Raw genomic sequence first — 13,362 nt, forward strand, 5'->3', positions numbered from 1 at the left:
ATGAACACTTCCGGAATTCAGGTCCGGACTGCTACCACGGAGTAGGCAGAGATCCTGCCCAAGGAGGTTCCATGAAAATGTCCAGACTCGTGGCGTTCTCGTCCTCTCTCCTGCTCGGCACCGTCCTCGCGCTGACCGGCGTGGGCGTCGCGCAGGCACAGGAGTCCGTCGCCGCCGTCGACTACGTCGCCCTGGGGGACTCGTACGCGTCGGGCGTCGGCGCCGGAAGCTACGACAGCGCGAGCGGTGACTGCAAGCGCAGTACCCGCGCCTACCCCGTGCTCTGGAAGGCGGCCAACAACCCCGCCTCCTTCGCCTTCACCGCGTGCTCGGGCGCCACGACCGGAAACGTCACGGCCGGCCAGCTCGGTCCGCTCAACTCCGGCACCGACCTCGTGTCGATCTCCATCGGCGGCAACGACGCCGGGTTCGCCGATGTCATGACCACCTGCGTCCTGCAGTCGGAGGCCACCTGTCTGAGCCGGATCGCCACCGCCCGCGCCTTCGTGGACTCCACCCTCCCCGGCAGGCTCGACTCCGTGTACACGGCGATCAGCGCCAAGGCACCCTCGGCCCGTGTCGTCGTCCTCGGCTACCCCCGCTTCTACAAGCTCAGCGGCAGCTGCATCGCCGGTCTCAGCGAGAACGAGCGCTCCGCCATCAACGGCGCCGCCGACTACCTCAACGCCGCCACGGCCAAGCGCGCGGCCGACCACGGCTTCACCTTCGGCGACGTCACCCCGGCCTTCACCGGGCACGAGATCTGTTCGAGCAGCGCCTGGCTGCACAGCGTGAACTGGCTCAACATCGGTGAGTCCTACCACCCCACCGCCGCCGGGCAGTCGGGCGGCTATCTGCCCGTCTTCAGCGCGAAGGCCTGACCGGTACCCGTACGGCGCACGCGGCGCGGCGGCTCAGCCCCGCGCCGACGAGGAGGGGGCTCCGTCCTGCGGGGCCCCCTTCCCGTGCGCCGGGGCGGGGCCCGCCCGCACCTCCGGGGGCGGACCCGCCGACCGGTCCGTCACCGCCGCGCCGCCGTTCTTCCGGCCCGGTTCGTCGTCACCCGTCAGCGCCCACACCAGCCCGCCGGCGAGGAGCAGGACGAACACCGCCACCACGGCCACCAGGACGCCGGTGCGCCCGGTCCGATCCGCGGCATCCGCGGCCGTGGTGGTGTCCGCCTCGTCCGTGCCGTCCGTCTCGTCCGCCGGGGACGGCGGGGAGGGAGTGACGGGAGCCGAGCCGGTGCCGCCCGCCGCCAGGATCCGCAGCCGGCGCTCCGCCTCCGCGGCGGCCAGCCGCTCGGCCGGGTCCCTGCGCAGCAGTCCCTCGATGACGGGCCCCAGTGCTCCGGCCCGCTGGAGCGGCGGCGGCTCCGCGTCGCCCACCGCGCGCAGGCTCTCCGCAGGGGTGTCCCGGCGGAAGGGGGAGCGGCCCTCGGCCGCGGTGTACAGAAGCACTCCCAGCGACCAGAGATCGGATTCGGGCCCCGGCGTGCGCCCCAGCGCGCGCTCGGGTGCGGCGTACTCCGGCGAGGTGATCGGCTCACCCGCCACGGTGGCCGCGGGAGCGCCCCGGTCCGCGGTGATGCCGAAGTCCTTGAGCATCACCCGGCCGTCGTTGGCCAGCATGACGTTCCCCGGCCGCACGTCACGGTGCACCGCACCGGCCTCGTGGCCGCCGCGCAGCGCCGCGAGCACCTCCGCGCCGATCCGGGCCGCGCGCCGGGGGGACAGCGGACCGTCGGCGTCCAGGACGTCGGACAGGACGAGCCCGCGGACCACCTCCATCACGATCCAGGGCCGGGAGTCCTCGGTGACCACGTCGTGGACCGTGACCACGTTGCGGTGGGTGACCCGGGACGCCGTGCGGGCCTCGTCCTCCAGCCGGGAGAGCAGCCGCCCGGCCTCGTCGGCGGAGAGGCCTGGGGGTACCCGCACCTCCTTGACGGCCACCTCGCGCCCCAGCACCTCGTCACGGGCGCGCCACACGGTGCCCACCGCGCCCTCGCCCAGCGGGTCCAGAAGGCGGTAGCGATCCGCGATCACCCTTCCGGTGTCGGGGACTTGGCTCATCGGTGACCCTCCATCAGCAGTCTCGCGCGGCACGGGCGAATCACCTCCACGCTAACCCGATCCGCCCGCGGACCGACAGGATCCGGTAACGGGCCGTCAACCCCCGTGCACCGGTGTGCAATCCTGCGGCCGGGATACACGAGTGTCACCGCGGGACGATAGGGTTAACCTGCCCGGGCCGGGTGCCCTCGTACGGGTGGGGAGTGACATGGAACAGATAACGATGCGCAGCAGGCCGCGTGTGCCTGCGATCACATGTGGGAGCGGTGCGACCAGTTCGCGTCTCGACCGTCATCTCGCGGTGCTGGGCGGCCCTGCCGTCCCGCAGCGCGAGTCGGCCGAAGCGACGCTGCTGATGCTCGAACTCACCTCGCGCGACGCCGCGCGCATCCGCAGGAGCAGGAGCGCGCGAGTCTCGCTCTTCGCCCCCCTGCGGCGGCTGCGGCGCTCGCTCTTCGGCAGCCGCCGCTGACCGACGGCTGTCACGACCGGTCCGGCCCTTCGTCTCAGGGCCGTGTCCACGATCACTCCGTTCCGGCGCAGTGCTGCTGTCCGCCCGACCGTCATTCCCGGGTCCGGCAGCGTTGCGTCGGATGCTCCCTCGGCGCCGGTACGGCACCATCGGCGCCGGCCCCGCCCGGCAGCGAGACCGGGAGCAGCGGCACCCGCGGCACAGGACCCACGAGCGTCCCCGCAGCCGCCCCGGCACGACGGTCTCCGCCGCAGCCGCCTCACAGCAGCGCGAACTGCCCCTCCGGGCCCTCCTCCTGGTGATCCAGCACGGACGCCGGCCGACGGGCCGCCGCGGGCACCGGAAGCACCCCGGCCGTGCGCAGGCCGTCCCGGGCCAGCGTGTCCGCCCCCTCCAGCGCCTCCCGCAGCGCCTCCTGCCGGGGCCGCAGCCCGGCCAGCAGGGTCAGCACCGAGATCAGTTCCAGCAGGTCCGAGGTACGCTCCGGCGGCCAGCCGCGCGGCCCCACGGCCGCCAGCCCCTCGCCCGGCGCCGTGCGGCGCCCGAACCACAGCTCCAGCACACGCACCCCGCCGACCCGGAAGTCCCAGGCCGCCGCGGGCACGGGTGAGATGCGCCCCTCTCCGATGACGAGCGCCTCCTCCCCGGCCTCGTGGCGCATCCCCTCGGGCCGCGCCGGGAGCGGCGCGCGGACGTACGGACGCCGTCCGCCGGGCAGCCGGGGGCGTTCCGCGCCGCGCGCCCCGCGGAGCTGGACGCGCAGCATCTCCCGGCCGATCTCCACGCCCCGGTCCCACAGGGCGCGGTCCGCGGGCAGCGGGACGACGGGGCCCGCGGGGGAGGGGCGGGCGGCGGCGAGGACCCAGGCCAGGACGGATTCAGGGGGGACCGGGGCCCCGTACGTCCCGGACAGCAGGGCGGTCAGTCCCGGGGCGAGGTTGGGCTCCCGCCCGCCCGGCCGCCGGTAGAGCGGCCGTATCCGGCCGGGGCGTCCGGCGGGGGAGTGCCCGTCCGGCAGCAGCGCGGTCGCCGACAGGACGGGGCCGCCGTCCTCGGGCACCTGCCCGTGCTCGACGGCGAAGAGCTGGTGCCCGTCGGCGACCCGCCACAGCTCGGGCCGCGCCGCGTCCAGCAGCCGCTGGTCGGGGATCAGCCACTGAACGTCGAAGGGGCCGTGCAGGATCCGCACGGGGTCCGGACACGGTCCCGGGTCCCGGGCGAACGCGCTCGTCCCGGTGGACCGGCCCGGCAGCGCCGCCGCCGGTGCCCCCGGTGTGCGCGAGCGGCTCGGCCGGAACAGGCGTTCCTGCTCCGCCCCCTCCGCCGCCGCCAGCAGGTCCCAGCGGGCCCGGAGCGAGGCGGCCTCGGGGGCCGTCACCCAGGGGCGTCCGGTCCGCAACGGCCGCACCGACCACGGCATGAGGTCGTCCAGCAGCGGGAGCGCACCGCTCCCGCCCGCTCCGGCCGCCACCCGTGCTGCCACCGTGTCGTCCTCCCCGTCGCCACGTCCGCCGCCCTCAGCATCGTAACGACCCCGCTCCGCCGGCCCGCGCCCCGTGCGCGCCGGCGGTCACCAGGGAGGGGAGGCCGGCCCCTCGCGCCCGTCCCCTCCCCGCGGGGAGGGGACGGGCGCGGGCTCACGGCCGGAAACGGCTGCCCAGGCCCTGCCACACGTCGTCGTAGCCCCGCTGGAGGTGGTCCGCCCCCGCCGCCTGCGCGGTCGCCGTGACCGGCCAGCGGGTCTCGAACATGAACGCCAGGCCGTCGTCGACGCGCTGCGGCACCAGCTCCGCCGTGCTCGCCCGGTCGAAGGTCTCCCGGTCCGGCCCGTGGGCCGACATCATGTTGTGCAGCGAACCGCCGCCCGGCACGAACCCGCCCGCCTTGGCGTCGTACGCGCCCTCGATGAGGCCCATGTACTCGCTCATCACGTTGCGGTGGAAGTACGGCGGCCGGAAGGTGTCCTCCCCGACCAGCCAGCGCGGGGCGAAGACGACGAAGTCGACGCCCGCGAGCCCCGGGGTGTCGGACGGCGAGGTCAGCACGGTGAAGATCGAGGGGTCCGGGTGGTCGTAGCTGACGGTCCCCATCACGTTGAAGCGGCGCAGGTCGTAGACGTACGGCGTGTGGGTCCCGTGCCAGGCGACCACGTCGAGCGGCGAGTGGTCGTACGTCGCGGACCAGAGGTTCCCGCAGAACTTGTTGACCACCTCGACCGGGCCCTCCCGGTCCTCGAACGCCGCCACCGGCGCCAGGAAGTCCCGGGCGTTCGCCAGGCCGTTGGCGCCGATGGGGCCCAGGTCGGGCAGGACGAAGGGCTGGCCGTAGTTCTCGCAGACGTAGCCGCGCGCCGTGGCGTCCAGCAGCTCGACGCGGAAGCGCACGCCGCGCGGGATCAGCGCCACATGGCCGGGTTCGGCCCGCAGCAGGCCCAGCTCGGTGCGCAGCAGCAGACCGCCGCGCTCCGGCACGACGAGGAGCTCCCCGTCGGAGTCGCCGAACACCCGGTCCGTCATGGAGGCGTTGGCGCTGTACAGGTGCACGGCCATGCCGGTGCGCCGGGTGGCGTCGCCGTTGCCCCCCAGCGTCCACAGGCCGTCCAGGAAGTCCGTACCGGGCGCGGGGTCCGGGAGCGGGTCCCAGCGCAGCCGGTTGGGGTCCGGCACCGTCTCGGTGAACGGTGCGCTGCGCAGCGCACCGCCGTCGACCCGGACGAAGGCTGGATGGGCCGCGGAGGGGCGGATCCGGTAGAGCCAGGACCGGCGGTTGCGGGCCCGGGGCTCGGTGAAGGCCGAGCCGCTGAGCTGTTCCGCGTACAGCCCGAGCGGGGCGCACTGGGGCGAGTTGCGGCCGTGCGGCAGGGCGCCGGGGACAGCCTCCGAGCTGTGCTCGTTGCCGAAGCCGGACAGATGGCCGAGATTCTCCGCCGCTTTCCTCGCCTGTTCGATACCGCTCATCGTGCGCTCCCGTCGGACGGGGATCCTCCGTGTCCCTGACGAGGAATCCTCTGCGTCACCGTAGGAATCGTGGGCGGGGCCCGTCAACGGCATGCGGGCATCATGGAAACGTGTCCCACGCCCGCACGAACCTCCGACGCGTCCCCGTGCAGCAGCGGAGCGCCGAACGCCTCGTCCGCATCCTCGACGCCGGCGCCGCGCTGCTCGACGAGACCGGCTACGAACAGCTCTCCACCCGGGCGGTCGCCGACCGGGCCGGAGTGCCCATCGGCTCCGTCTACCGCTTCTTCCCCAACAAGCGGGCCCTGGTCGACGCCCTGGCCGAGCGCAACCTGGAGCTCTACACCGGGCGGGTCGCCGCCCGGGTCGAGGCGATCCCGGAGCGGGAGTGGCGTGCGGCCATCGACGCCGTGCTCGACGAGTACCTCGCGATGAAGCGTTCCGTCCCCGGCTTCGGCCTCGTCGACTTCGGCCCGCCCGTGCCCGCCGCCGGGCCGCCGGACGAGGAGGTGAACCGGCTCGTCGCCGGGCGCCTGGCGGACCTGCTCTCCGGCCATCTCGGCCGCGGCCGGGGCGGGGCCGCCTCCGACGCCGCGCTCCTGCGCACCGTCCTGGTCTGCGTACAGGCGGCCGACGCCCTGCTCCAGCTCGCCTTCCGCACCGATCCGGCGGGTGACCCCGGCCTGATAGCCGAGACCCGGGTCCTGCTCCGGGCGTACCTCGCGGAGATCGTCGGGTGACGGGCCCCGGTGCGGTGCGGGGTTCCCGGACGTCCGGCGGTCCGTCCCGGGGCCTCGCCCCCGTCCGTACCGGTCGGTATGCTCGGTCCGCCGGATGCCGCGCCCGCCCGACGCGCCGCGGCACCGCCGGATCACGCCCGCGCGCCACCGCCGCCCCGGGGAGGGCCCATGTCCCACGACTCCCGCACCGCTCTGCGGATCTGCCCGCTCTGCGAGGCCACCTGCGGACTCACCCTCACCATCGAGGGAACGGCGGTCACCGGCGCCCGCGGTGACCGCGACGACGTCTTCAGCCAGGGCTTCGTCTGCCCCAAGGGCGCCTCCTTCGGCGGCCTGGACGCCGACCCCGACCGGCTGCGCACCCCGCTCGTCCGCACCGGCGGCGTCCTGCGCGAGGCGACCTGGAGCGAGGCCTTCGACCTGATCGCCGCGCGGATCCCCGCCCTGACCGGGGAACACGGCAAGCAGGCCGTCGGCGTCTTCCTCGGCAACCCCAACGTGCACACGATGGCCGGCGGGCTCTACCCGCCCCTGCTGCTGTCCACGCTCGGCACCCGCAACGTCTTCACGGCCAGCACCCTGGACCAGATGCCCAAACACGTCTCCAGCGGACTGCTCTTCGGGGACGCCCAGGCCATCCCGGTGCCCGACCTGGACCGCACCGCGCACCTGCTGCTCATCGGCGCCAACCCGCTGGAGTCCAACGGCAGCCTCTGCACCGCCCCCGACTTCCCGGGCAGGCTCAAGGCGCTGCGCCGGCGCGGCGGCACCCTCACCGTCATCGACCCGCGCCGGACCCGGACCGCGCGCCTGGCCGACCGGCACGCCGCGATCCGGCCCGGCACCGACGCGCTCCTGCTGGCCGCGCTCGCCCAGGTCCTCGTCGAGGAGAAGCTCGCCGACCCCGGCGCGCTCGCCGAGCACCTTGACGGCTACGACGAACTGACCCGCGCCGTCGCCGACTTCACCCCCGAGGCCGTGGCCGGGGCCTGCGACCTCGACGCGGAGACGATCCGGGGGATCGCCCGCGAGCTGGCGGCCGCCCCCTCCGCCGCCGTCTACGGGCGCATCGGCAGCTGCACCGTCGAGCACGGCACCCTGGCCAGCTGGCTCGTCGACGTACTCAACATCCTCACCGGCAACCTCGACCGCCCCGGCGGCGCCCTCTTCCCGCTCTCCGCCACCGCCCGCGCCCCGCGTCCCGCCGGCCCCGGCAAGGGCTTCGCCCTCGGCCGCTGGACGAGCCGCGTCTCCGGACACCCGGAGGCCAAGGGTGAACTCCCCGTCACCGCCCTCGCCGAGGAGATCGAGACGCCGGGGGAGGGCCGCATCCGGGCCCTGATCGTCATCGCCGGCAACCCGGTGCTCTCCGCGCCCGACGGCGACCGCCTCGACCGCGCACTCGCCGACGGCCTCGACTTCATGGTCAGCGTCGACCCCTACCTCAACGAGACCTCCCGGCACGCCGACGTGGTCCTGCCCCCGCCGCCGCCCTCGCAGAGCGCCCACTTCGACTTCGCGTTCAACTCCCTCGCGGTGCGCAACCAGGTGCGCTACAGCCGCCCCGCCGTCCCGCTGGAGGACGGCCGGATGGACGAGAGCGAGATCCTCGCCCGGCTGGTCCTCGCCGTGGGCGGGACGCACGGCGCGCCGCCGGAGTCCGTCGACGACCTGGTCATCGGCGCCGCGCTCGCCCGGGCCGGGGCGCCCGAGGCGCTCGCAGGCGAACTGACCGGCCGCACCGGCGCCGAACGGCGGCTCGACCTGATGCTGCGCCTCGGCCCGTACGGCCTCACCCTGGAGCAGCTCCTCGCGCATCCGCACGGGATCGACCTCGGCCCGATGGAGCCGCGCCTGCCGCAGGTGCTCAGGACCCGCAGCGGACGGATCGAGCTGCTGCCGGCCCCGATCGCCGCCGATCTGCCCCGGCTCCGCGCCGCCCTCGACGCGCGGCCCGCCGGCCTGGTCCTGGTCGGCCGCCGCCATCTGCGGTCCAACAACAGCTGGATGCACAACGTCGCCGCACTGCGCGGCGGCTCGAACGTCTGCACCCTCCAGATCCACCCCGACGACGCGGCACGGGCCGGGATCGCCGAGGGCGACACCGCCCGGATCACCGCCGCGGGCGGCGTGATCGAGGCGCCCGCGGAGCTCACCGACGCGGTGCGGACCGGGGTCGTGAGCCTCCCGCACGGCTGGGGGCACAGCCGCCCGGGCGTCCGTATGGCGGTCGCCGGCGAGGACCCGGGGGTCAACGTGAACCAGCTCCTGGACGGCACGCTCCTGGACCCGCTGTCCGGCACCGCCGTGCTCAACGCCATCCCCGTGACCGTCACGCCAAGTCGTTGACCTGGGGTTTTGCTCGTATTGCTCGCAGGTCAACACCTTGTTAACGCCATGTGAGGGCCCCTAACGTCAGCCGGGCCGCCGGCACCGGCGGGAGTTCAAAGGTGAACGTGAGGTGTCCCCCATGCTGACAGTCCTCGGCTTCGTCATGATCGCGACCTTCCTGGTCCTGATCATGACGAAGAAGATGTCGCCGATCGCGGCGCTGGTCCTGATCCCTGCCCTGTTCTGTGTGGCCGTAGGGCAGGGCGCACAGCTCGGCGACTACGTCATCGACGGGGTCGGCACCCTCGCGCCGACCGCGGCGATGCTGATGTTCGCCATCGTCTACTTCGGCGTGATGATCGACGTCGGCCTCTTCGACCCGATCGTGCGGGCCATCCTGCGCTTCTGCAAGGCCGACCCGATGCGCATCGTCGTGGGCACGGCGCTGCTCGCCGCGATCGTCTCGCTGGACGGCGACGGTTCGACCACCTTCATGATCACGGTCTCGGCCATGTACCCGCTCTACAAGCGGCTGAAGATGAGCCTGGTCGTCATGACCTGCGTCGCCGCCACCGCCAACGGGGTCATGAACACCCTGCCCTGGGGCGGTCCCACCGCACGGGCGGCCACCGCCCTCAAGGTGGACGCGGCCGACATCTTCGTCCCGATGATCCCCGCCCTGGCCGTCGGGCTGCTCGCCGTCCTCCTCCTCGCCTGCGTCCTGGGCCGTCGGGAGCGCAAGCGGCTCGGGACGCTCACCCTCGACGAGGCACCGGTGACCGAGCATGAGACCGTCCTCGTCGGCGTGGGCGGCGGCGACCGTCTCACCAAGGCGCCGCAGGGATCCACCGGCGGCACCACCACCGGCGGCACGCCGGGTGCGGGCGGCGCCGGTGCCCCCGCGGACGACGACGAGGTCCAGGAGCTCAAGGGGCTCGACCCCGACAGGCCCACGCTCCGCCCCCGGCTCTACTGGTTCAACGCCGGTCTCACCGTGGCCCTGCTGGCCGCGATGATCCTGGAACTCCTGCCGATCCCGGTGCTCTTCCTGATCGGCGCGGCCCTCGCCCTCACCGTCAACTTCCCCCGCATGTCCGACCAGCGGGCCAGGATCGCGGCCCACGCCGACAACGTGCTCAACGTCGCCGGCATGGTCTTCGCCGCGGCCGTCTTCACCGGTGTGCTCACCGGTACCGGTATGGTCGAGCACATGGCGGACTGGCTCGTCGGGGCGGTCCCCGACGCGATGGGCCCCCACATGGCCGTCGTCACCGGTCTGCTGAGCCTTCCCCTCACCTACTTCATGTCCAACGACGGCTTCTACTTCGGAGTGCTGCCCGTGCTTGCCGAGGCCGGCGCCGCCCACGGCGTCTCCCACCTGGAGATCGCCCGCGCCTCCATCGTCGGACAGCCGCTGCACATGTCCTCGCCGCTGGTGCCCGCCGTCTACGTCCTGGTCGGCATGGCCAAGGTCGAGTTCGGCGACCACACCCGGTTCACCGTCAAGTGGGCGGTGCTCACCTCGCTGGTGGTCCTCGTCGCGGGCATCCTCTTCGGACTCATCTGATGACTACCGGGCAGGAGCCCGGCCGGGGCTGGCTGCTGCGTCTCGTCCTCGCCTTCGCCTTCGCACAGGGCGCGGTGTCGATGGCGCGGCCCGCCGTCTCCTACCGGGCCCTGTCCCTGGGCGCCGACGAGCGGGCCATCGGCGTCATCGCCGGTGTGTACGCGCTCCTGCCGCTCTTCGCCGCCGTACCGCTCGGGCGGCGGACCGACCACGGCCGCTGCGCCCCGCTGCTGCCCGTCGGGGTCCTCCTGATCGGCGCCGGCTGCGCGCTCAGCGGCACCTCGGGCTCCCTCCCGGCGCTGGCCGCCTGGAGCGGGGTCATGGGGCTCGGCCACCTGTGCTTCGTGATCGGCGCCCAGTCGCTCGTGGCCCGCCAGTCGGCCCCGGCGGAACAGGACCGAAACTTCGGGCACTTCACCATCGGCGCCTCCCTCGGCCAGCTCGTCGGCCCGGTCGCCGCCGGCTCCCTCATCTCCGAGGGGGAGGGCGCGATCGCCCGTACGAGCGCCCTCGCGCTGCTCGTCTCGGCGGCCGTCGCCGCCGTCTCCCTCACCTCGCTGTGGCGCATCGAGCACCGCAGGCCCGCCGGGTCGCCCCGGACGGCCGCCCCGAAGGTGCCGGTGGGCAGCATCCTGCGCACCCGCGGGGTCCCGGCCGGCATCTTCATCAGCCTCGCCGTGCTCAGCGCCACCGACATCCTCACCGCCTACCTGCCCGTGGTCGGCGAGCACCGCGGCATCGCGCCCGCCACCGTCGGTCTGCTGCTCAGCCTGCGGGCCGCCGCGACCATCGCCTGCCGGCTCGTCATGACGCCCGTGCTGCGCCTGGTCGGCAGGGCCGCCCTGCTCTGTACGACCTGCCTCGTCGGCGGTCTCCTCTGCGCGGCCCTCGCGCTGCCCGTCCCGGTGTGGGGGCTCGCCGTGATGCTGGCCGTGCTGGGCTTCTGCCTGGGGTTCGGCCAGCCGCTCTCGATGACCACCGTCGTGCAGGCCGCGCCCGCCGCCGCCCGTTCCACCGCGCTCGCCCTCCGGCTCACCGGGAACCGGCTCGGCCAGGTCGCGGCCCCCGCCGCCGCCGGACTGATCGCCGGAGTCGCGGGCACGGCCGCGCCGTTCGTCATGCTGGGCGCCCTGCTGGTCGGAGCCGCCGGCCTCGGTCTGCGGGGCGGCGGACCCCGGGCGGCGGACCCGGGCCCGGCGGACCCGCCCCCCGCGGCCCGCGCCGGGCGCCCGCGGGAGGAGCGCCCGCAGGAGGAGCGCCCCGGTGCCGGACGGCCGCGCGCCGGGCGGGACTCCGCCTGACGGGCCTCCGCCCGACGCGGTGCCCGGCCGGTGCCTCGGTCTCGCCGCACCTGCCGGCGGCCCGGTCCGGCGGCCTCGGCCACCGTCCCGACCGCCGCCCAGGTCTCGCCGCAGCTGCCACCGCTCTGGTCCGGCGGCCCCGACCACCGCCCTGGTCTCGCCGCCCCGGCCACCGGCCCCGATCGCGCCGCCCCGGCGCCCACGGTGCCGTCGCGGGCCGCCGCGCGAGCCGGTCCCGCCGGGGCCCGGGAGCGCCGTGCCGCCGCACCCCGAGCGTCGCCCGGCCGGCGTCCCGGCCACCACCCCGGTCCCCCGCCGCCCCACCACCCAGGTCGCGCCGCCCCGACAAGGGGTGCGCGAGGGCCGGTCCGCGGGACGTGAGCGGTCTCTCCCGTGCTTCGTCGGTCTTCTCCGGTCCTTCTCTGGCGCCGAAAAACTAACAGCGCTAGTTTGGGCCCGGGACGGCATCCGTCCGTACGAGCACGGCTTCGGCGGCAGGCACAGCGAGCCCGGGAGGGACAGCCATGAAGGCGCATGACGGGATGTACATCGGCGGGGAGTGGCGGCCCGCCTCGGGCCGGGACACGATCGCGGTGGTGAACCCGGCCGACGAGCAGGTCATCGGCCACGTCCCGGCGGGCACCGCCGAGGACGTCGACGCGGCGGTGCGCGCCGCACGGGCCGCGTTCCGCGGCTGGGCCGCCACCCCGCCCGCCGCGCGGGCCGAGAGGATCGCCGCACTGCGGGACGTGCTCGCCGCGCGCGCGGAGGAGATCGCCGAGACGGTCACCGCGGAGCTCGGCTCGCCGCTGCCGCTGTCCCGGGCGGTGCACGCCGGTGTACCGGTGCTGGTCGCCGGTTCGTACGCCGAACTCGCCGCCTCCTTCTCCTTCGAGGAGAAGCTCGGCAACTCGACCGTCCTGCTGGAGCCCGTCGGTGTGGTCGGCGCGATCACCCCCTGGAACTACCCGCTCCACCAGATCGTCGCCAAGGTGGCCCCGGCGCTGGCCGCGGGCTGCACCGTCGTGCTGAAGCCCGCCGAGGACACCCCGCTCACCGCGCAGCTCTTCGCCGAGGCCACCCGGGAGGCGGGCCTGCCGGCCGGTGTCTTCAACCTGGTCACCGGGGTCGGGGCGGTCGCCGGGCGGGCCCTCGCCGAGCACGAGGACGTGGACCTCGTGTCGTTCACCGGGTCGACGGCCGTCGGCAGGCAGATCGGCGCCGCCGCCGGAGCCGCGGTCAAGCGCGTCGCCCTGGAGCTCGGCGGCAAGTCCGCCAACGTGATCCTGCCCGGCGCCGATCTCGCCCGGGCCGTGAACGTCGGCGTCGCCAACGTGATGTCCAACTCCGGCCAGACGTGCAGCGCCTGGACCCGGATGCTGGTCGACGCCGAGCGCTACGAGGAGGCCGTCGCGCTCGCCGCCGCCGCGGTCGCCAAGTACGTGCCGGGGGAGCGGATCGGCCCGGTCGTCAACGCCGGGCAGCAGGCCCGGGTGCTGGGGTACATCGAGAAGGGCGTCGAGGAGGGGGCCCGCCTGGTGGCGGGGGGTCCCGAGGCGCCCCTGGCCCAGGGGTACTACGTCAGCCCCACGGTCCTCGCGGACGTCACCCCGGACATGACCGTCGCCCGGGAGGAGATCTTCGGCCCGGTCCTCTCCCTCCTGAAGTACACCGACGTGGACGACGCCCTGCGGATCGCCAACGACACCGTGTACGGCCTGGCCGGAGCCGTCTGGGGCGCGGACGACGAGGAGGCCGTGGCCTTCGCCCGCCGCATGGACACCGGACAGGTCGACATCAACGGCGGCCGCTTCAACCCCCTGGCGCCCTTCGGCGGTTACAAGCAGTCCGGGGTGGGCCGCGAGCTCGGCCCGCACGGCCTCTCGGAGTACCTCCAGACCAAGTCCCTGCAGTTCTGA

General features: G+C 74.6%; 10 protein-coding genes. 7 read left to right on the plus strand and 3 right to left on the minus strand.

Features of this window, described 5'->3' with window-relative positions; genetic code table 11:
• Window positions 1–71: 71 nt before the first annotated feature.
• Window positions 72–881 (plus strand): SGNH/GDSL hydrolase family protein, encoded by an 810-nt coding sequence (locus ABZ172_RS10525; protein ID WP_356882313.1) that lies wholly within the window; start codon window positions 72–74, stop codon window positions 879–881.
• A 33-nt stretch (window positions 882–914) separates the two neighbouring features.
• Here ABZ172_RS10525 and ABZ172_RS10530 read toward each other — a convergent pair whose 3' ends face one another.
• Complete coding sequence (locus ABZ172_RS10530; RefSeq protein ID WP_356882315.1) at window positions 915–2,075, minus strand: serine/threonine-protein kinase; 1,161 nt, start codon at window positions 2,073–2,075, stop codon at window positions 915–917.
• A 208-nt stretch (window positions 2,076–2,283) separates the two neighbouring features.
• On the opposite strand from ABZ172_RS10530, the gene ABZ172_RS10535 reads away from it, so the two are divergent.
• Complete coding sequence (locus tag ABZ172_RS10535; RefSeq protein WP_356882317.1) at window positions 2,284–2,547, plus strand: hypothetical protein; 264 nt, start codon at window positions 2,284–2,286, stop codon at window positions 2,545–2,547.
• 259 nt (window positions 2,548–2,806) lie between these two features.
• On the opposite strand, the gene ABZ172_RS10540 is transcribed toward ABZ172_RS10535, so the two are convergent.
• Window positions 2,807–4,030 carry a type ISP restriction/modification enzyme gene (locus ABZ172_RS10540; RefSeq protein ID WP_356882319.1) on the minus strand — a complete coding sequence of 408 codons (1,224 nt, stop codon included), beginning with the start codon at window positions 4,028–4,030 and terminating at the stop codon, window positions 2,807–2,809.
• Between the two features lie 154 nt (window positions 4,031–4,184).
• A complete protein-coding gene (gene hmgA / locus ABZ172_RS10545) occupies window positions 4,185–5,504 on the minus strand; it encodes a homogentisate 1,2-dioxygenase (RefSeq protein WP_356882321.1) in 1,320 nt (439 codons plus the stop codon).
• A 110-nt stretch (window positions 5,505–5,614) separates the two neighbouring features.
• Here hmgA and ABZ172_RS10550 point away from each other — a divergent pair, with 110 nt between their 5' ends.
• The 5 genes from ABZ172_RS10550 to ABZ172_RS10570 all read left to right on the plus strand — a co-directional run bounded on the left by ABZ172_RS10550 (window position 5,615) and on the right by ABZ172_RS10570 (window position 13,362).
• Window positions 5,615–6,244: a TetR/AcrR family transcriptional regulator gene (locus tag ABZ172_RS10550; protein ID WP_356882323.1), complete on the plus strand. Its 630-nt coding sequence runs from the start codon at window positions 5,615–5,617 to the stop codon at window positions 6,242–6,244.
• A 168-nt stretch (window positions 6,245–6,412) separates the two neighbouring features.
• Window positions 6,413–8,593: a molybdopterin-dependent oxidoreductase gene (locus tag ABZ172_RS10555; RefSeq protein WP_356882325.1), complete on the plus strand. Its 2,181-nt coding sequence runs from the start codon at window positions 6,413–6,415 to the stop codon at window positions 8,591–8,593.
• 121 nt (window positions 8,594–8,714) lie between these two features.
• A complete protein-coding gene (locus ABZ172_RS10560; protein ID WP_356882327.1) occupies window positions 8,715–10,142 on the plus strand; it encodes a citrate:proton symporter in 1,428 nt (475 codons plus the stop codon).
• Window positions 10,142–11,443: an MFS transporter gene (locus ABZ172_RS10565; protein WP_356882329.1), complete on the plus strand. Its 1,302-nt coding sequence runs from the start codon at window positions 10,142–10,144 to the stop codon at window positions 11,441–11,443. The genes ABZ172_RS10560 and ABZ172_RS10565 overlap by 1 nt, the downstream gene beginning before the upstream one ends.
• A gap of 524 nt (window positions 11,444–11,967) precedes the next feature.
• Complete coding sequence (locus ABZ172_RS10570) at window positions 11,968–13,362, plus strand: aldehyde dehydrogenase family protein (RefSeq protein ID WP_356882332.1); 1,395 nt, start codon at window positions 11,968–11,970, stop codon at window positions 13,360–13,362.

This window comes from Streptomyces sp. NPDC006296, from assembly GCF_040613235.1.
GTDB lineage: Bacteria > Actinomycetota > Actinomycetes > Streptomycetales > Streptomycetaceae > Streptomyces.